The organism is Niabella yanshanensis (genome assembly GCF_034424215.1).
GTDB classification, from domain to species: Bacteria; Bacteroidota; Bacteroidia; order Chitinophagales; family Chitinophagaceae; genus Niabella; species Niabella yanshanensis.
In genome coordinates this window covers 2,552,676-2,570,935 of sequence record NZ_CP139960.1, presented here as the reverse complement: position 1 = coordinate 2,570,935, position 18,260 = coordinate 2,552,676, and the positions used below count along the sequence as shown (strand labels likewise).

General features: G+C 42.5%; 20 protein-coding genes. 12 read left to right on the top strand and 8 right to left on the bottom strand.

Annotation, left to right across the window (positions count from 1 at the left end):
• Positions 1-56 precede the first annotated feature (56 nt).
• The 3 genes from U0035_RS10500 to U0035_RS10490 are packed head-to-tail and all read left to right on the top strand — an operon-like array spanning position 57 to position 5,659.
• The gene (locus U0035_RS10500) at positions 57-3,008 is read left to right on the top strand and encodes a SusC/RagA family TonB-linked outer membrane protein (RefSeq protein ID WP_245957635.1); all 2,952 of its coding nucleotides are present in this window, start codon (positions 57-59) and stop codon (positions 3,006-3,008) included.
• Between the two features lie 18 nt (positions 3,009-3,026).
• Positions 3,027-4,616 (top strand): RagB/SusD family nutrient uptake outer membrane protein, encoded by a 1,590-nt coding sequence (locus U0035_RS10495; RefSeq protein WP_114789755.1) that lies wholly within the window; start codon positions 3,027-3,029, stop codon positions 4,614-4,616.
• A 17-nt stretch (positions 4,617-4,633) separates the two neighbouring features.
• A complete protein-coding gene (locus U0035_RS10490; RefSeq protein ID WP_114789754.1) occupies positions 4,634-5,659 on the top strand; it encodes a SusE domain-containing protein in 1,026 nt (341 codons plus the stop codon).
• Positions 5,660-5,884: 225 nt separating this feature from the next.
• Here U0035_RS10490 and U0035_RS10485 read toward each other — a convergent pair whose 3' ends face one another.
• Positions 5,885-6,280 (bottom strand): Uma2 family endonuclease, encoded by a 396-nt coding sequence (locus tag U0035_RS10485; protein WP_114789753.1) that lies wholly within the window; start codon positions 6,278-6,280, stop codon positions 5,885-5,887.
• 375 nt (positions 6,281-6,655) lie between these two features.
• On the opposite strand from U0035_RS10485, the gene rplM reads away from it, so the two are divergent.
• The 6 genes from rplM to U0035_RS10455 all read left to right on the top strand — a co-directional run bounded on the left by rplM (position 6,656) and on the right by U0035_RS10455 (position 11,544).
• Positions 6,656-7,099, top strand: a complete 444-nt coding sequence (gene rplM, locus U0035_RS10480) for a 50S ribosomal protein L13 (protein WP_114789752.1) — start codon at positions 6,656-6,658, stop codon at positions 7,097-7,099.
• 96 nt (positions 7,100-7,195) lie between these two features.
• Positions 7,196-7,585 (top strand): 30S ribosomal protein S9, encoded by a 390-nt coding sequence (gene rpsI, locus U0035_RS10475; RefSeq protein ID WP_114789751.1) that lies wholly within the window; start codon positions 7,196-7,198, stop codon positions 7,583-7,585.
• An 84-nt stretch (positions 7,586-7,669) separates the two neighbouring features.
• Complete coding sequence (rpsB, locus tag U0035_RS10470; RefSeq protein WP_114789750.1) at positions 7,670-8,566, top strand: 30S ribosomal protein S2; 897 nt, start codon at positions 7,670-7,672, stop codon at positions 8,564-8,566.
• A gap of 207 nt (positions 8,567-8,773) precedes the next feature.
• Positions 8,774-9,604: a translation elongation factor Ts gene (gene tsf, locus U0035_RS10465; RefSeq protein WP_114789749.1), complete on the top strand. Its 831-nt coding sequence runs from the start codon at positions 8,774-8,776 to the stop codon at positions 9,602-9,604.
• A 191-nt stretch (positions 9,605-9,795) separates the two neighbouring features.
• Entirely contained in the window at positions 9,796-11,061 is a 1,266-nt protein-coding gene (locus U0035_RS10460; protein WP_114789748.1) for an LGFP repeat-containing protein, read from the top strand.
• 21 nt (positions 11,062-11,082) lie between these two features.
• Positions 11,083-11,544, top strand: a complete 462-nt coding sequence (locus tag U0035_RS10455) for a HEAT repeat domain-containing protein (RefSeq protein WP_114789747.1) — start codon at positions 11,083-11,085, stop codon at positions 11,542-11,544.
• Positions 11,545-11,613: 69 nt separating this feature from the next.
• On the opposite strand, the gene U0035_RS10450 is transcribed toward U0035_RS10455, so the two are convergent.
• From U0035_RS10450 to U0035_RS10440, 3 genes are all read right to left on the bottom strand, one after another.
• Positions 11,614-11,901, bottom strand: a complete 288-nt coding sequence (locus U0035_RS10450) for a hypothetical protein (RefSeq protein WP_114789746.1) — start codon at positions 11,899-11,901, stop codon at positions 11,614-11,616.
• 294 nt (positions 11,902-12,195) lie between these two features.
• A complete protein-coding gene (locus tag U0035_RS10445) occupies positions 12,196-13,065 on the bottom strand; it encodes a carbohydrate kinase family protein (RefSeq protein WP_114789745.1) in 870 nt (289 codons plus the stop codon).
• 68 nt (positions 13,066-13,133) lie between these two features.
• The gene (locus U0035_RS10440) at positions 13,134-14,117 is read right to left on the bottom strand and encodes an aldo/keto reductase (protein WP_114789744.1); all 984 of its coding nucleotides are present in this window, start codon (positions 14,115-14,117) and stop codon (positions 13,134-13,136) included.
• A gap of 271 nt (positions 14,118-14,388) precedes the next feature.
• On the opposite strand from U0035_RS10440, the gene pyrH reads away from it, so the two are divergent.
• The 3 genes from pyrH to U0035_RS10425 all read left to right on the top strand — a co-directional run bounded on the left by pyrH (position 14,389) and on the right by U0035_RS10425 (position 16,311).
• Positions 14,389-15,099, top strand: a complete 711-nt coding sequence (gene pyrH, locus U0035_RS10435) for a UMP kinase (RefSeq protein WP_114789743.1) — start codon at positions 14,389-14,391, stop codon at positions 15,097-15,099.
• 102 nt (positions 15,100-15,201) lie between these two features.
• Positions 15,202-15,843, top strand: a complete 642-nt coding sequence (gene pdxH / locus U0035_RS10430; RefSeq protein ID WP_114789742.1) for a pyridoxamine 5'-phosphate oxidase — start codon at positions 15,202-15,204, stop codon at positions 15,841-15,843.
• Between the two features lie 141 nt (positions 15,844-15,984).
• Positions 15,985-16,311, top strand: coding sequence for a DUF6686 family protein (locus U0035_RS10425; protein ID WP_114789741.1), 327 nt, complete (start codon positions 15,985-15,987; stop codon positions 16,309-16,311).
• Between the two features lie 56 nt (positions 16,312-16,367).
• Here U0035_RS10425 and U0035_RS10420 read toward each other — a convergent pair whose 3' ends face one another.
• The 4 genes from U0035_RS10420 to U0035_RS10405 form a co-directional block, all read right to left on the bottom strand.
• On the bottom strand, positions 16,368-16,496 hold the full coding sequence (locus U0035_RS10420; protein ID WP_114789740.1) for a 30S ribosomal protein THX: 129 nt from the start codon (positions 16,494-16,496) through the stop codon (positions 16,368-16,370).
• A gap of 99 nt (positions 16,497-16,595) precedes the next feature.
• Positions 16,596-16,865 (bottom strand): HU family DNA-binding protein, encoded by a 270-nt coding sequence (locus U0035_RS10415; RefSeq protein WP_114789739.1) that lies wholly within the window; start codon positions 16,863-16,865, stop codon positions 16,596-16,598.
• A 295-nt stretch (positions 16,866-17,160) separates the two neighbouring features.
• Positions 17,161-17,481 carry a DUF4286 family protein gene (locus tag U0035_RS10410; protein WP_114789738.1) on the bottom strand — a complete coding sequence of 107 codons (321 nt, stop codon included), beginning with the start codon at positions 17,479-17,481 and terminating at the stop codon, positions 17,161-17,163.
• Positions 17,481-18,251 (bottom strand): exodeoxyribonuclease III, encoded by a 771-nt coding sequence (locus U0035_RS10405; RefSeq protein ID WP_114789737.1) that lies wholly within the window; start codon positions 18,249-18,251, stop codon positions 17,481-17,483. Before U0035_RS10405 ends, U0035_RS10410 begins: the two co-directional genes overlap by 1 nt.
• Positions 18,252-18,260 lie beyond the last annotated feature (9 nt).

The following is an 18,260-nucleotide window of genomic DNA, read 5'->3' as shown; positions in this document are numbered from 1 at the left end:
AAATCTATTGTGTACTACGTACACATAATTACTTGAGAAATTAACATTGTTTGTCTATGCAAGGAAAAAGATTGCCTGCGTTTTTAACGCTAATAATGGTGATTTGCGCGCTAACTGTTTTTGCGCAAACGCGTGAAGTGACCGGTACGGTTACTGAAGATGTATCCAACCTCCCCGTTTCCGGTGCTACTGTAGAAGTAAAAGGGACCAATTATGCAACCGTGACAGATTCGGCAGGAAATTACCGCTTAGTGGTTCCTGAAGGAAGCAGTACCCTGGTATTTTCTTTCGTAGGATATACCAACCTGGAGTTGCCTGTTACAGGAGCTGTGGTTAATGCTGTATTGACGCATACTACAGGCTCTATGGAAAGTGTGGTGGTTATTGGTTATGGTACAGCCAGGAAAAAAGACCTTACCGGCGCAGTTGCTACCGTTTCCGCGAAGGATTTTCAGAAGGGAAATATTACCACACCAGACCAGCTGATTGCAGGGAAGGTTTCTGGTGTAGCCATTACGTCCAACGGCGGTCGTCCCGGCCAGGGGAGTACGATCCGGATCAGAGGAGGCTCTTCTTTAAATGCGAGTAACGATCCTTTAATTGTCATAGATGGTGTACCCGTTGATAATGGTACGATAAGTGGTGCAGCCAATCCCTTAAGCTTTATTAATCCCAACGATATTGAGAGTTTTACTGTATTGAAAGATGCTTCTGCTTCGGCAATTTACGGATCGAGGGCGAACAATGGTGTTATTATTATTACCACTAAAAAGGGAAAAGCTGGCAGGATACGTGTGTCGTACAGCACTAATAATTCACTTTCCACACTCGCTAAAAAACTGGACGTTTTAACCGGCGATCAGGTAAGGGACATTGTTAATGAATATGGCAGCGCTCTTCATAAGGGGCAGGTAGGAACTGCTAATACAGACTGGCAGGATGTGATTTACCGGCCTGCATTTGCATCAGACAATAACGTTACCATCACAGGCGGAATTAAACAAATTCCTTATCGTATTTCCCTGGGTTATCTAAACCAGGATGGTCTTTTGCGTACGGATAATCTGAAACGTACATCTGTAGGGTTAGCTTTAAATCCAACTTTTTTTAATAATCACTTAAAGGTAGATCTGAACCTGAAAGGTTCTGTTCAAAACACCAGATTTGCTAACGACGGTGCTGTAGGTGCTGCGATCAGTTTCGATCCTACCCAGCCGGTTTATATGGATGACCCTACGTACGGCGGCTACTTTCAATGGACAGAGGCCGACGGAACATTGGTATTAAACAGGGCTAACAATCCTTTGGGTATGCTGGAGCAAACTTTTGATAAACAAAAGCCGATGAGGAGTATTGGTAATTTACAGCTGGATTATAAATTTCATTTCTTGCCCGAATTAAGAGCCAATGTAAATTTAGGTTACGATGCTTCCAGTAACGAGGGTACCAAATTGATACCCGCCAACGCTGCTACTAACTTTTTAGATGGCGGAAGATTTGAACAGGGTAAGCAAAGCCGGTTTAACTCTGTATTCGATTTCTATCTTAATTATGCAAAAGATATTGCGAAGCATAGAATAGACGCAACTGTAGGTCATTCCTACAATAATTTCAGAACCAAGAATTACTCTTTCCGGGCTTTAAATGCCAGTAAAGACACTATAGCCGGAACTACAGCACCGGTTTATCCGTTTGACATTCCTGAAAACACTTTAATTTCTTACTGGGGAAGATTGCTGTATAACTACGATAGTAGATATTTCCTTACAGCCAGTTTAAGAAGGGATGGCTCCTCCCGCTTTGCCCCTGAGAACAGATGGGGATGGTTTCCTTCTGTAGGCTTGGCCTGGAGTGTGAAAAATGAACTTTTTAAAAATACTGCCGATCTTTCTGAGTTAAAGTTGAGATTTGGGTATGGTCTTACCGGTCAGCAGGACGGTATCGGCAACTACGATTACCTGGCGAGATATGGCGTAGGTGGATTAAGTGCTGCCTACCAGTTTGACAATACATTTTACAATGCCTATGGTCCTTTCGGTTATAACTATAATTTAAAATGGGAAGAGCTTTCATCCTATAACATAGCATTGGATTTTGGCTTCCTTCGCAATCGCATCAACGGTAGTATCGATTTTTATGTAAGGGAATCGAAAGATCTTTTAAATGCTATTCCCCAGGCTGCCGGCACCAATTTTAGCGCCTATGTATTGGCCAATGTGGGAACACTCCGAAATTCAGGTGTTGAGTTTACCTTAAATACGCAACCGGTAGCTACAGAGAAAGTGAGCCTCGACGTTAATTTCAACTATACCTATAATAAGAATGAAATTACTAACCTGACTGTAATACCAGATGATCCAACTTATCCTGGTATTCCAACCGGAGGTACACAAAGCAATGGTAATACACAATTACATTATGTAGGCTATCCCCGAAATACTTTTTACCTCTATCAGCAGGTATATGATACAAATGGCAAGCCTTTGGAAGGGGTATTTGTTGACAGGAACGGTGATGGAAATATAACCACTGATGATAAATATCTAAATCATAGCGCTGTGGGGCAGCATATGTTTGGATTGAGTAGTAACCTGGCGGTGAATAAGTGGAGTGGTGGATTTGTGACCAGAGCCGTTGTTGGGAATTATTTATACAACAATGTTTTTGCTGACAGAAGTACCCGCACTGCCATCACGGGCGCCTATACTTTAGGCAATGGTATCAGCAACTATTTTAACACCGGATTTACGCAGGGTACTTCTATATCTGCCATGAGTGATCTGTGGGTAGAAAATGCATCTTTTATAAGGATGGATAACATTTTTGTTGGCTACAATTTCGGAAGCCTTACGAAGTATATCAGTTCTGTAAGAGCTATTGCCAGCGTGCAGAATGCCTTTATTATAACTAAGTATAAAGGCCTGGATCCTGAAGCAAATAATGGTATCGATAATAATATTTATCCAAGACCACGCATTTTCACATTAGGCTTAAACTTCGATTTCTAATTCAAAAGCATTGCGATTATGAAACCATTAAAAATATATAGATACTTATTTATAGTTATCGGCGCCATTTTCTTAGGTGCTTGTCATAAAGACCTGGATCGATTTCCTACCAATGACCTGACGGCAGAGAAAGTTTTTAAAGATTTGGGCGGATACACTAATACGCTGGCAAAATTATATGTGTCATTTGCCGTAACCGGTACCAATGGAAGAGATATCCCCCAGGAAATTGTATCAGACGAGGGAAATACGGGTTTTTTAAGGCAGCTTTGGTATTTACAATGTCTTACAACTGATGAGGCCATCTGGACATGGAGTGGTAATACGGATCCGGTAGGTGTTCAGGAAATGACCTGGAATGCAAGTACGCAAGCCGTTGCGGGACTTTATTTCCGTTGCTATTATATCATTACCCAGGCTAACAATTTTATAATGGAATCTTCCGACGGAAAAATTTCCGAACGCGGATTTTCGGGTGCCGCTGCCGAAACTATCAAACAATACAGGGCTGAGGCAAGATTTCTAAGAGCATATAGTTATAGCGTGTTGTTGGATAATTTTGGTGCAGTTCCTTTTACTGATGAAACCTACGTTGTAGGTTCGGGTGTATCACCTAAACAATTAAGTAAGCAAGAACTGTTCAGTTATATTGAAAATGAACTGACAGCAATTGAAGGTGAGTTGGCCGATCCTAAAACTAATGAATTAGGAAGAGCAGATAAAGCAGCGGCCTGGGCCTTACTATCCAGGCTTTATTTAAATGCCAATGTGTATACAGGTACGCCGAAATACAGTGAGTCAATTGCTGCGGCTAATAAAGTTATTAATGCAGGGTATAGCCTGCATAATGATTACACACAATTAATGCTGGCAGATAATCATACGCTAACTAATGAGTTTATCTGGACAATTCGTTTTGATGGAACAGGTACACAATCCTTTAGTGGCACTTCATTCCTGGTGCATGCTCCCTCGGGGATTACCGGTGAAGCGTCGGGCACCAATGGGAGCTGGAACTGTAGCAGGATTACCGAAGACTTTGTAAATAAATTTACGGGAACTGATGTGAGGGGACAGTTTTGGACTACTGGTCAGACAAAGGCTGTTACCACATTATTAGGTGACCCTACTGCAGGATACTCTTCAAAAAAGTTTCGCAATTTGACACGGGATGGGAAACCGGGACCGAACACGAATGCCAATGGCGACTTTGTCGATGTAGATTTTCCTGTGTTCAGGTTAGCAGAAATATATCTGAACTATGCCGAAGCCGTTTGGCGTGGTGGTACAGGTGGCGATAATTCCACCGCTCTGGGGTACCTGAGAGCATTGGCAGTAAGAGGTCGTCCGGGAGATGCCGCGGCATCAAGCGCACCCGCTCTTACAGAAAACTATTTAATAGATGAGCGTGGAAGAGAATTGTTTTGGGAATGCCAGCGAAGAACAGATTTGATACGGTTTGGTATGTTTACTACCAGCAAATACCTGTGGGATTGGAAGGGTAACGTGAGAAACGGCACAGCCGTAGATAATAAGTACAATATTTTTCCTATTCCGGATGTTGACAGAACATCGAATCCTTCAATTGTACAAAACACTGGGTATTAATTTAAAAAAAGAGTAAAATGAAAAAATATTTTTTAAGAATAGTTTTTTTTATGTTTTGCGCAGCTCTTTTATCCTCCTGTGATAAAAGTGATACGCTTGCCATAGCCACGCCTGGTACTGCCGGTACATTAAGCTCATCTGCCAGTACATTAGTGCTTCAGAAAAGCATGGAGCCCGATACAGTTATTGCGCTGAACTGGGGCATTGCAGACTATGGTTACTCTTCGGTTGTAAACCAAACTTTGCAATTGGCATTGAAAGGGACCGATTTTGCGAACCCGCTATTAGTGAACCTCAATTCCAGGACTACCAGGCTGGCATATACCGGGTTAGACTTTAATGCACTGTTGCTGAGGTTAAACCTGCCTTTCGGTTCATCCTCCGATGTTGATGTACGTGTTGCGTCTTCCATTTCAGCTAGCATTGATCCAATATACTCAAATGTGGTTTCATTAAAAGTTACGCCTTATCCGCTGGTTAGCTGGCTGTATGTCCCAGGCGCTTATCAGGGCTGGTCGCCGGCTTCGGCTGATAGTCTTATTTCAGCAACAGGAAATGGGATATACCAGGGTACGATCTTATTTACTCCCGGAAACCTGGAATTTAAAATAACTCCTGGCAAAAACTGGGATGGCGCTTATGGTGATGGTGGTGGCGGAACCTTAAGCACTTCAGGAGGTAATTTGGCGCCACCTGCAGGCGGTAACTATCCTGGTTCGTATCAAATTATAGCCAACCTGAATTCCAACACCTATTCCATAAAATACAATCAATGGTCGATAATTGGTGATGCAAGTGTTGGCGGATGGAGTACCGATACTGATATGAAATATCATAATGGGGATTCTACCTGGAGTGTTATAACAACTTTGAATGCGTCCGGCAAATTCAAGTTCAGATACAATCACGATTGGGGAACTAACCTGGGTGGATCGGATGGGATATTAAGTTCAGGCGGAGCTGATATTGCAGTGCCTTCATCAGGCACCTATTTGATCAAACTGGATGTACCTGACCTGAAGTACACGATTACAAAACAATAGATCATAATATACTATATAAATCACAACCTGAAAGGCTGCTGCAAAGCGGCCTTTTATTTTGATGCTCTATATCATTTTGACTTTATGAAAATATATTTCCCAACTCCACTGTAATACTACAATCGGCCGAAAGCTGAAAGGCAAATGGAGTACTAAAAGCCTGCAATGCATATTTATGATCTTTCAGCTCATAAATCTCTACTTCCTGTGTATCCGTATCAATAATCAGGTAATACTAATTTGTTGTTGCTCGTATAGTTGATACTTTGTATTACGATCTTTCAGGGCGGTGGCGGGTGATAAAATTTCTACCACCAGGGAAGGCGCGAAGTCGAGGCAGGGTTTTTTGATTTCATCGCAAACAATGAGTATATCGGGAATTAAAATGGTGTCATCAGTTATTTTATAATCTAACGGGTCATACGCCCTACATTTAGTGCATTTGCTTTTCTTCAATGCCGAAGTAAACTCATACCTTAATTCGGCCGCAGCTTTCTGATGTTTGGGCAACGGGGACGGGCTCATAGCATAAGGAATACCATCGATCAGCTCCCATTTTCCCTCCCAGCGTTTCCATTCATTATAGGTGTAATGTGGTAATAATCTATAGCCACTACTCATATTATAAAGATACGCAGAATAGCCTCCATAAAGTCTCGCCCATACGCATCACATTTCCCAAGCCGGACCAAGGGCGATGCATTTTAAAGCGATATCTAATGATCTTTGCGGCAACACATTCCCTGCTTCATGCGCTTATATAAAGAATATTTTTGTATACAATCCCCTTTCTAGCATCATTTTTTCAGTATAGTTTAAAAATAGTGTCAAAAATATTATTGAAAATCAATAAATTGTAAAGGTGCTTTAAAAAATAGCGCCTTTTTTTGTTCCTTTCTTGTAATATACTGCCTACTTTTGCACTCCCAATTCCGGTTTTATCGGGAGGGGCCGGGGGATAGCCCGGTTTTTTATAACAAATAGAATTTTAAAAAAATGAGCAAACAACATTTCACCACGAAGCACGCGAACGAGGCTACTGTGCAGCGTAACTGGTACGTTGTAGACGGTACTAATCAAACCGTAGGTCGTATGTGTTCCCGTATTGCCGCTATTTTACGCGGTAAACACAAGGCGTCTTACACTCCACACGTTGACACAGGCGATTATATCATCGTTACCAACTGTGAGAAAGTTAAATTAAGCGGTAAAAAACTGGATCAGAAAGTATACGATACTTTCAGCGGATACCCGGGTGGCCGTAAGGAAGAACTGGCTACCGATTTACAAAAACGTCGCCCTGAAGTAATTATCGAAAGAGCGGTAAAAGGGATGCTACCTAAAAACCGTTTAGGTCGTAAGATGTACAAAAAATTATTTGTATACGCTGGTGGCACTCATCCGCACACTGCACAGCAACCTAAAGAACTTAAATTTTAATTAGTACAAAGTATTTAGCGCCTTAGTATTTAGATGCGAATCCAACAATGTCTAATATCTAATTACTAATTACTAACTACTAAAATCTTCAAATAAATGGAAAAACAAAAAAATGCAGTTGGTCGCCGTAAGGAAGCAGTTACCCGTATTTTCATCAGCAGGGGTTCTGGTGCTATCACTGTAAACGATAAAGATTATAAAAATTATTTTTCACTGGTATATCTTCAAAACCAGGTGGATCGTCCCCTAAGAACTGTTGAAGCTGCGGATAAATATGATATAAAAATCAATGCAGCTGGTGGAGGTGTAAAAGGTCAGGCAGAAGCGGCTATGCTGGGTATTGCCCGTGCATTAGTTGATCTGAATCCCGAATTTCGCCCTGCTTTAAAAGCAGCCGGTTTACTAAAACGTGATCCACGTTCTGTTGAGCGTAAGAAATTCGGTCATAAAAAAGCAAGAAAGAGCTACCAGTTCTCTAAACGTTAATTTGTTTAAATGTTTAAAGTTTAAGGTTAGCATCCTTAGGCAAACTTTAAACTTTTTACTTCAAACTTTAAACTTATACTTTAAATGGAAAATAATAATACATCATTACAACAGCAGCTTCTGGAAGCGGGTGTACATTTCGGTCACTTAAAAAAGAAATGGAACCCCAAAATGTTGCCTTACATTTTTGCTGAGAAAAAAGGTATCCACATTATTGATCTGAACAAAACTGTTGAGTGCCTGCAGGAAACTGCAGCTGCAATGAAACAAATTGCACGCAGCGGTAAAAAAATATTGTTTGTTGGTACCAAAAAACAAGCAAAAGACATCGTTACAGAATGCGCACAGAAAGTAGGCATGCCTTATGTTACTGAGCGTTGGTTGGGTGGTATGTTAACTAACTTCAACACCGTACGTAAGAGCGTAAAGAAAATGCAGAGCATTGAAAAAATGCTGGCTGATGGTTCTTTCGACAGCATCACCAAAAAAGAGCGTTTGACTTTAACACGTGATAAAGAGAAAATGGAAAAAGTATTAGGTGGTATCGCTCAACTGGGCCGTGTACCTGCTGCTTTATTCATTGTTGATATCGGTCATGAGCATATTGCATTGGCTGAATCAAAACGTCTTGGCATCAGCACTTTCGGTGTGGTTGATACCAACTGTGATCCTAACAAAGTTGATTTTGCAATCCCTGCAAACGACGATGCTACAAAATCTATCGCGATCGTAGTAAACTATATCACTGCTGCAATCGAAGAAGGTTTAGCTGAAAGACAAGCTGCTAAAGATGAGGATGTAGAGGATAACTTCTCTGACGAGAACGAAAAGCAAGCTGCGAAAATACAGGCGGAAGCTGAAGCAGAAGCAGGTCGTGGACGCGGCGGACGCGGTGGCGGACAAGGTCAGGGACAAGGCGGTCAGCGCAGAAGAAGCACTGGCGGCGGTGGCGGCGCGAGAAGCGGAGCTCCAAGAAGATAATTCGTATAGAGTTGATAGTTCATGGTTGATAGTTCATTGCTATGGACCATGAACTATGAACTTTTTTATTGCCAACAGTCGAATGATTACATCTATCACCATAGATATTCTCTGTTGACTTAATAATAATATAAGATTACATTACTACAGTTTGGTTTATGTTTGAAAATAACCTTTAAGCGATAAACCTAAAAAATAAAAAATTATATGTCTTATTCACCTACAGCACAAGATATTAATAAGCTGCGCCAGGCTACGGGTGCGGGTATGTTAGATTGCCGTAAAGCACTTACAGAAACAAATGGCGATTTTGAAGCGGCTATCGACTGGTTACGTAAACAAGGTCAGAAAGTGGCTGCAAAACGTAGCGATCGTGAAGCGAAAGAAGGTGTGGTAATTGCACAAACTACAGCAGATAACACAACGGGTATCGTTGTATGTGTAAGTTGCGAAACTGACTTCGTTTCTAAAAATGAAGATTTCATCGCATTCGTAAAAAGCATCGCTGATGCAGCTATCGAAGGCAATGTAAACTCTGCTGAAGAGTTGAATGAAGCTTCTGTAAACGGAACCAAAATTTCTGAATTGATCAATGATAAGCTGGCTGCAATCGGCGAAAAAATCGGTATCACTAAGTTTGAAAAAGTAACCGCTCCTTATGTTGCTTCTTACATTCATGGTGCTAACCGTATTGGTGTATTGGTTGCCTTGGATAAAGAAGCGGCTGAAGCAGGTAAAGATGTAGCAATGCAGGTTGCTGCTTTAAGCCCTGTTGCAGTAGATGCTGACAGCGTTCCTGCTGACGTGGTAGCCCGTGAGAAAGCGGTTATCATGGATATCATGAAAGAAGATCCTAAAATGGCAGGCAAGCCTGAAGAAATGATTGCTAAGATTGCTGAAGGTAAATTAGGTGCGTTCTTTAAAGAACAAACTTTAACTGCACAGGCCTTCGTAAAAGATGGTAGCAAATCTGTTGGCGACTACCTGAAAGAAAACGGTGTGAAAGTTTTAGAATTCAAAAGAGTAGCTTTAGGTTAATCAACCATAAGAATAGATTTTAAAAGCGCTTCAGTAATGAAGCGCTTTTTTGTTGTACCGTGTTTTAGGTATTGTGAGGGGCAACGATTGATTGTAACATTGCATTGCGATAGTTAATCACAATTGACCCATAAACACCTGAGAAGATTTAGCTGTATGAATTATCGTGTCAACCCTTAAAACATCTAATTATGGCAAAAGCTCGAAAAACACCCGAAGAAAAGCCCGGTCCTGTCATCACCAATCCGGCAATTAGCGCTGCTGTCAGCAGTGCAACAGCAAATACCATTTTACAAATACATCCCATTACTGCCAAGTACTGGTCTCTTGGAGGCGCTTCCGGCTGGCTGGGAACTAACACCACGGGTATATTAACCTGTCCTGACGGTATAGGTAAGTACCAGCACTATGTAAATGGCAGCATTTACTGGCATCACGCTACCGGCGCTCACGAAGTACATGGATTGATCCGGGCCCGCTGGTCATCTATGGGATGGGAACGCAGCCTGTTGGGGTACCCGATAACAGATGAAACTAAAACACCCGATGGAACGGGCCGTTATAATCATTTCCAGGGAGGCAGTATTTACTGGCATCCAAGCACCGGGGCCTGGGAGGTGCACGGCTCTATAAGGAACCGTTGGGCATCTCTGGGTTGGGAAAAAAGTTTTCTCGGCTATCCGTTAACCAACGAAACCAAAACGCCTGACGGAGCCGGTCGCTATAATCATTTCCAGGGCGGTAGTATTTACTGGCATCCCACTACGGGAGCATGGGAAGTTCATGGCGCCATAAGAGATCATTGGGCCTCGCTGGGTTGGGAGCGGAGCGTTTTAGGATACCCCGTATCGAATGAAGAGGTAGTTTTTGGCGGCGCCGGCCGGATATCACATTTTCAAAAAGGCAGTATTTACTGGAGCCCCACGCAGGGCGCACGCGTACTGCGGCAGTTTGTTCGCGTTCATGTGAAGCAGCTGGTAGCGCCTATATCGTTTACATTGAACGAGCAGTTTGCCGCGATGCAGGATGTTTATGCTACCGCTGGTATAAGAGTAGACTGGTCGACTACCGAAAACCTGAGCCTCTCCACGCTTGAAGACGTGGATGTAGGCGGCTGTACGATGGGCAGTGTTACTGCCGAACAGATTACGCTATTTGGCAACCGTAATTTTGTTGGCACCAACGACCTGGTGGTTTACTATGTAAGAAGCACTGTGCCTGGTTATAATGGTTGTGCCGCGCATCCTTCCGGCAGACCCGGTTGTGTGGTAGTCAGAACGGCGTCGCGCTGGACGCTGGGACATGAGTTTGGGCATGTGTTGGGTATACATCACGTGAACAATAACAACCGGCTTATGACGGGCAATGGTACTTTTAATATAACGAATCCACCGCCAGACCTGGTGAATACAGAGGTTACAGCCTTGCTGAACAGCGGACTATCCAGGCTTATTTAAATAATCAATAAAACTGAAATCATGGCAAAAGCTACAAATACAAATATAAATGAAGATATCCTTGCTTTTTTAAGACAGGATGAGCTGGACTACCCGGGGGCAGCCCAAAAATTTGGCGCAGCGGCTGTGCCCTTTTTGCAGGAAATAACAGAAGGGAGTGATGAGAACCTGGCAACAAAAGCAGCGTATTTGCTAGGTTATATCAACGGCGAATCGGCAAAAGGAGCACTGGTGGCGGCTGCAGGCAATAAATTTTCCACCGTGCGCATCGCGGCGGCCTATGGTGCAGCCAGCCAGGACGCGGATACTGCTAAGTCTATTTTAGGCAGTTTGCTAAGCGATTACGATCATGGGGTAGTAAAAGTTACCATGCGTTCGATAGTAGAAAAAAAACTAGGTAAAAGTTTAGCTAAAGAACTCAAAGCTGTTCAGAAATCACTTCCGGCAGAACTAAAGGCGCAGGCGCAACGAATGATTAAATGATGGTTACGATGCAATATCTTAGGCGCCTTTTTTATTAAACAATGACAGTAAGTCGATTTTCCGTTATGATCAGCTCCATAAGATTATTAAATCGTTCAATTCCTCGGTAACCGGTTTTGCAGGTATTTGGACGCCTGCCCGCCTATACCAGTAACCTGCATTCCATTCATCGCCTTCTACACGATGCAAATGGGCATGTAAATGATCGAAGTCTTTCGAGCCTTCGTGTTCCTGTGCTATATTATGTGCTGCATCCCAGTCTCCTTTGGCTGCATACCAGAGGCCTTGTTGGAGATCTGAAAAATGTAATGGGGGTGCATCACTATTCAATGTGTTCTTAAAGTCTTCGATATTCATGATTATTCTTTTAATAAGATGCTTCACAGACGGATCGATATTACACAGACAAATTAATGAAATCTATCTTATTTTATTATTCACCACATAGCAATTGCCTGACAAGAGTACATGGTATCCGCCCAGGGAGGAAGATAACCTCAATAAATGCAAGCCGATGTGGTTGCAAGTTGCCTTTATAATAAGACCGATATATATATATCCTGAGAAAGCTTCAGCGCAATTCCTTAAATGATTCGAATAAATTAAATGTAGTGATCTTTAAACGAGCCGACTGGTCAACCAGTCAACCTTTCAACTGGTTAACTTTTCAACTTCCCTCGCATCGTAAGGGGGACATGCTCCTTTCTGTGAGGCAACGAAGGCACCCAGTTTACAGGCGAATTCAAGTGAAACCTCCGGCGCATTATTAGTGATATGCCGGGAAAGAAATCCTGCGAGGAAAGCGTCTCCGCTGCCGATAGTGTCGGCAACAGTTACTTTATAACCATTATGATAATGGAATGTATGGCTATGATAAAGCGCTGCACCGTTGGCTCCTTTTGTGATGATGATGGTTGGTATAGAGAATTGATCGCTTAGAAAAGTTACCTGTTTTTCAAAGTCCGTTTCGCTAATGTACCAACCCGCAATTAATGTAAGTTCATGATCGTTGAGCTTTAAAATATCAGCTTGTTTTAAGAGGTATTCCAAAGTGTCCTTTTGATAATGGGGCGGGCGGAGATTGATGTCTATAACTTTTTTTTTTGCAACATCAAGCAGGCGGTAAAGGGTAGACCGGGAATGTTCACTCCGCGCTACCAGGCTGCCGCAAACAAAATAGGAGGCTTGCGAAACTTTGTCGAGCAGTTGTTCCGTCACATCAATAAAATCCCAGGCTACCGGCTGCACAATGTCGTATTCCATTTCGTTACCTTTTTGGGTGGCGATTACGGTACCGGTAGCCTGCCGCTCGTCAGTCTGCACTAACGAAATGTCTACCCTATGTTGCTGTAAAAATGCCAACAGGCCTTTCCCGTTCTCATCAGTACCAGTTTTTGAAATAATGGCTGCTCCCTGTCCTAACTGGTTCAAATGGTAGCAGACATTCATAGGAGCTCCGCCGGGAACTTTCTCCTGCGGCAATATATCCCATAGAATTTCACCAAAGCAAATCGTATTCATGAGTCTGATTTAGTTATTCAACCGGAAAATCAGGTTCGCCCAACTTTCCGGTAGTATAGTTTTTATAATTAAAGTAGAAACTTGTTGTTAAGCCATCCGTCGATCAGGCTCAGGTCTTCTGCGCTGATTTTTATATGCAATGCCATGGAGTTCTCTTTTGCTTGTTGCGCATTACGTGCACCGGCAAGAGCAGTAGCAACAGCCGGCTGATGATATGTCCATGCCAGCACGAGCTGCGCTATAGTGGCATTGTATTTTGTTGACAAGTCAGCCAGGTGATCGGTCAATGTCTTTACCGCTGAAAAATCAAATTTCTTGAAATAGTTATTACGATGGTCATCTGCAGATAAAGCCGACATATTTTCATATTTACCGGTTAGTAATCCGCGTTCCATCGGGCTATAAGCGATAATGGACAGGTCATTTTTCAATGCATAAGGAACTACCTCTGCTTCGATATCACGTTTCAGCATGCTGTAGGGAACCTGGTTACTGGCCAGTTTAACGGTTTGCTCTGCTTCTTCTAACTGTGGTGCATTGTAATTACACACTCCAACAGCCCGTACTTTGCCATCTTGCAGTAGTTTTTCCATCGCCCGCATGGTTTCATCTATCGGGGTAGTAGTGTCGGGCCAGTGCAGTTGTATCAGGTCAATATAATCTGTTTGTAATCTTTTCAGGCTTAGCTCCACATCACTGATGGTACGATCATAGCCACCGTAGCGATATATTTTCTTCAGCTCGCCTTCATTGTTTTTGCCTTCAAAGGCAAAATCTCCTTTCTCGATATCCCAAACCATCCCAAACTTGGTCAGTATTTCAATCTTGCTGCGATCATAGTTTTTGATGGCTTTGCCTACCAGTTCCTCGCTGAACCCGAAACCATAAATAGGAGCTGTATCTATTGAAGTGACGCCATTGTCTATATAAGCCTGAATAGCAGCAATAGAATCTTTTTCTTCATTGCCTCCCCACATAAAGCCACCGATAGCCCAGGCTCCCATTGTGATGGGTGTAACCGAAATGTCACTGCTGCCTAATTTTCTTTTCATCCTTTAATATTTTAATATTTGATTGAATAGCTTTTTAATCAACTATAATCCTTTTGAATGCTCAACAACCTTGCCGATATACAACCAATGCTGACCCGGGACCCCGGTGTATTCCGGGCGGGCCTTAATTGAAATTAAACAGATCAACAATGAATGACCGCATCTGGTTGGCGCTTCATTCTAAAACTTTTGAATGATAAACTTATAAACTTTTTAACTGTTTCCTATCTTCGCCGGGCAATTTTGAACAATTAACTAAAAAATAAAAGAGATGCAGCCTAAATACAAAAGGATTCTGTTAAAACTTTCCGGAGAGTCTTTAATGGGAAATAAGAATTTCGGTATGGATGCGGATGTGATTACGCAGTATGCCAAAGAAATTAAGTCTGTTGTTGATTTGGGTGTGCAGGTTGCCATTGTTATTGGTGGTGGTAATATTTATCGCGGAATGAATGAAGCTCAAACCGGTATTGAGCGTGCACATGGCGACTATATGGGAATGCTGGCTACCGTGATTAATGGGATGGCCTTACAGGCAGGGCTGGAGAAAGCCGGCATGTTTACACGTTTACAAAGCGCCATCAATATGGAGCAGATAGCCGAACCTTATATCCGTAGAAGGGCGATCAGGCACCTGGAGAAAGACAGGGTGGTTATTTTTGGCGCCGGCACGGGTAATCCTTATTTCACAACAGATACAGCAGGCTCTTTAAGAGCTATTGAAATAAAAGCAGATGTAATTTTGAAGGGAACGCGTGTAGACGGTGTGTACACCGCCGATCCGGAGAAAGATCCCACCGCTACCCGTTACAAGACTGTTTCGTACCAGGAATGTTTGACCAATAACCTGCGGATTATGGATATGACAGCCTTCACGCTTTGCATGGAAAATAACCTGCCGATTATTGTTTTTGATATGAACAGCCACGGTAATCTTGCCAGGGTAGCCTTAGGTGAAGATGTAGGTACCCTGATCAGCTGATTGATCGGTGATCATAATCAGGTTTGTTAAGAATGGCTGTCATAACTGTAACTGAAGCGTTTGGCGACTTTTGATCATTCTTAATTCAAAATTCATTTCATTATGTCTATTGCTGATATCCGCACCCAATACTCATTAAAAAGCCTGCTCGAAGCTGATGCATTTCCCGATGCTATGGACCAGTTTCAACACTGGTGGAATGAAGCGACGCATGCTGAGTTAACGGAAGTAAATGCGATGACCCTTGCCACGGCATCCGCCGATGGATTGCCGGATGCCCGGATTGTATTGTTAAAGGATTTTTCCTCTAAAGGGTTTACCTTCTTTACTAATTACGAGAGTAGGAAAGGCCAGGAGTTGGCTCAAAATCCAAGAGCCTGTCTGGTATTTTTCTGGAAGGAGCTGGAGCGGCAGGTAAGAATTACCGGCAATGTTGCCAAAATTTCTAAAGCTGATAGTGAAACCTACTTCTTTTCAAGGCCGGTTGGTAGTCAGTTAGGAGCCTGGGCGTCGCGGCAAAGCCAGGTATTGCCTAACCGGGAGTTTCTTGCAGAGAAGCTGAGCACCTTAGAATCGGAAGTCAATGCGGGCAAATCTTTTGGCAAACCAGATTACTGGGGCGGCTATATTGTTCAACCCAGTAGTATTGAATTCTGGCAGGGCAGACCTAGCCGGCTGCATGACCGGTTACTGTATACGCTGCAGGCGGATGGGGGGTGGAAAATAGAAAGACTATCGCCGTGAAAGGAGTTGAGAGGTTGATAGATAAGTTAACTAGGAGACTATTTTCGGGCTAAAAATTCCTGATCTCGTAAAATAAAATTCCCGATACGGCATGTAATAGTAAGGAACAAATGCAAATTTTGTGTCCTAAAAACTATTTATATGGCCTGTGATTTTCAGTCTCTTTATTATGGTGAAGAAGGTTATGTAGTGCGCTGCAAGCAGTGTGGACATTACCAGATTGCTTTTATTTCAACGATGCTTACCTTAAATGAAGCTGATTTTTACATTTTTTGTAAACAGATAAGGTATAAGGCTTTGCAATCTTATTCCAACATAAACCAGGACGCAAAGATCATTATGGTGGCGACTCCTTCACAGGATGTGAACCTGATATTAACCCCCGGCGAATTAACCAGGCTCTATAAAGCCCTGGAAGAAGCTGACAGTGAGATCAAAACCCAGGAGTTATTGTGTTTGTTTAAATAAAAAACAGGAACCGAAAGATTCCTGTTGTATAATTTTTTCGCCCCTAAAGTATCAAATTAGTTAGCTGCAACTTCTTTCTTGGCCGCTAATTTCTTCTTTACCTCAGGAGAAATTGCAGGGCGGCTTTTGCCGTATGACCCTTTAAAACGTTTTCCCTTTGCGGTTTTTTTATCGCCTCTTCCCATAATTAAAAATTTTTGCAAACGTACAAAAAAAAGGCTATATCAGCCACAAAAAATGCCCCCGCATTGGCGGGAGCATTATACGAGTTTGATTTGCTACTGTTAGATTTTAGAAGAAAGCTCTTTACCTGCTTTGAAGCGAGCCACTTTTTTAGCCTTAATTTTGATAACAGCGCCTGTTTGAGGGTTACGTCCGTTACGGGCAGCCCTTTTTGTAACAGAAAAAGTACCAAAGCCAACTAAAGTTACTTTGTCGCCTTTTTTCAAGGTTTTTGTTACCGCCTCTGTAAAAGAGTCTAAAGCGGCGTTTGCCTGAGTTTTAGTAAGACCAGCGTCTTTGGCAAGCTTTTCAATCAATTCTGCTTTGTTCATAGTTGATATTTTAATGAGTTTTAACTGGCAACAAATTTAGAGGCTTTTCATTCATACCAACAAAATATTTTGTTATAATTTGATATTTGATAATCGGCTACAATGCAGGTGCAGTAAGGATTTGCGCAATACCAGATCATATTTAAAAAGCCTGACTTCTGATATGTTTTTGCTGAAACCCGCCACAGTAAAGGGTTTGGGGCTTGTTTCTCTGAAATGCAGACCTGTAAAGGGTTATAGCTGAATATACATTTTTTTTTGAATCGGCCAACAGTAAAAAAAATCTTATGCACATTCAATTCACAACTTCCATAACGGTACGGAATGCTATAAACTGATCTCCCCATTGATCAAGACTTTCCTGCCGCAGGCCAGTTGAAAAGTCAGATAAATAACGTTCGTAATCTGCTTCACTGGCAGCATGGTACTGAACCGCGTAGGTAGGACCTTCCTCATCATCAACCCCTTTTAACCTTAGTATAACGGCTCTCAGAAAGCACCCGGTAGCCAGAACAGCCGGGATATGATGTGCTTTCATCCATGCCAACCATTCTTTATGGATATGATGCGCTACTTTATTAGTGATATTGTAGATAAGAGCTGTTTGCGGTTCCATTATGAGTTTAGTTTAACGTAAATAGGGCAATGATCGCTGTGTTTTACATCGGGGTATATTTCAGCATCCGAAACCTTGTTTTTAAGGGGATCTGTAACCGTAATATAGTCTATGCGCCATCCTTTATTGTTAAGCCGCACACTGGGAAAGCGCTGACTCCACCAGCTGTATCGATGCGCTGCCTCAGGATGAATAAGACGGAACGTATCGTTGTATCCTTCTGTAACAAATTTATCCATCCAGGCTCTTTCCTCCGGCAGAAAGCCCGACGACTTCTTATTGCCTTTGGGATCGTGTATGTCTATTTCTTTATGCGCAATGTTATAGTCGCCGCAAATAATGAGTTTGGGATGTGTTCTTTTCAGATCGTTCAGGTATAGAAAAAATTCGTCCAGCCACATATATTTAAACGCCTGCCGCAGATCACCGCTGGTTCCGGAGGGGAAGTAGGCATTGATCAGCCGGATATCTCCGAAATCCAGTTGTATTACCCTGCCTTCATCATCACTTACCTGGTGCCCTGTGCCATAAACCACATTATCTGGTTTTATTTTGGTAAAAACGGCAACACCGCTATAGCCTTTTTTTTGTGCCGAAAACCAGTAGTCGTGGTAGCCTAACTCGTTAAAAGGCGTGCAATCAACATTGTCTTTTTCCGCCTTGGTTTCCTGCAGGCAAATAATGTCTGCAGGATCTGTTTGCATCCAGTCCAGCAATCCTTTTTTTACTGCGGCCCTTATTCCGTTTACATTGTAACTGATAATACGCATAAAATTTAC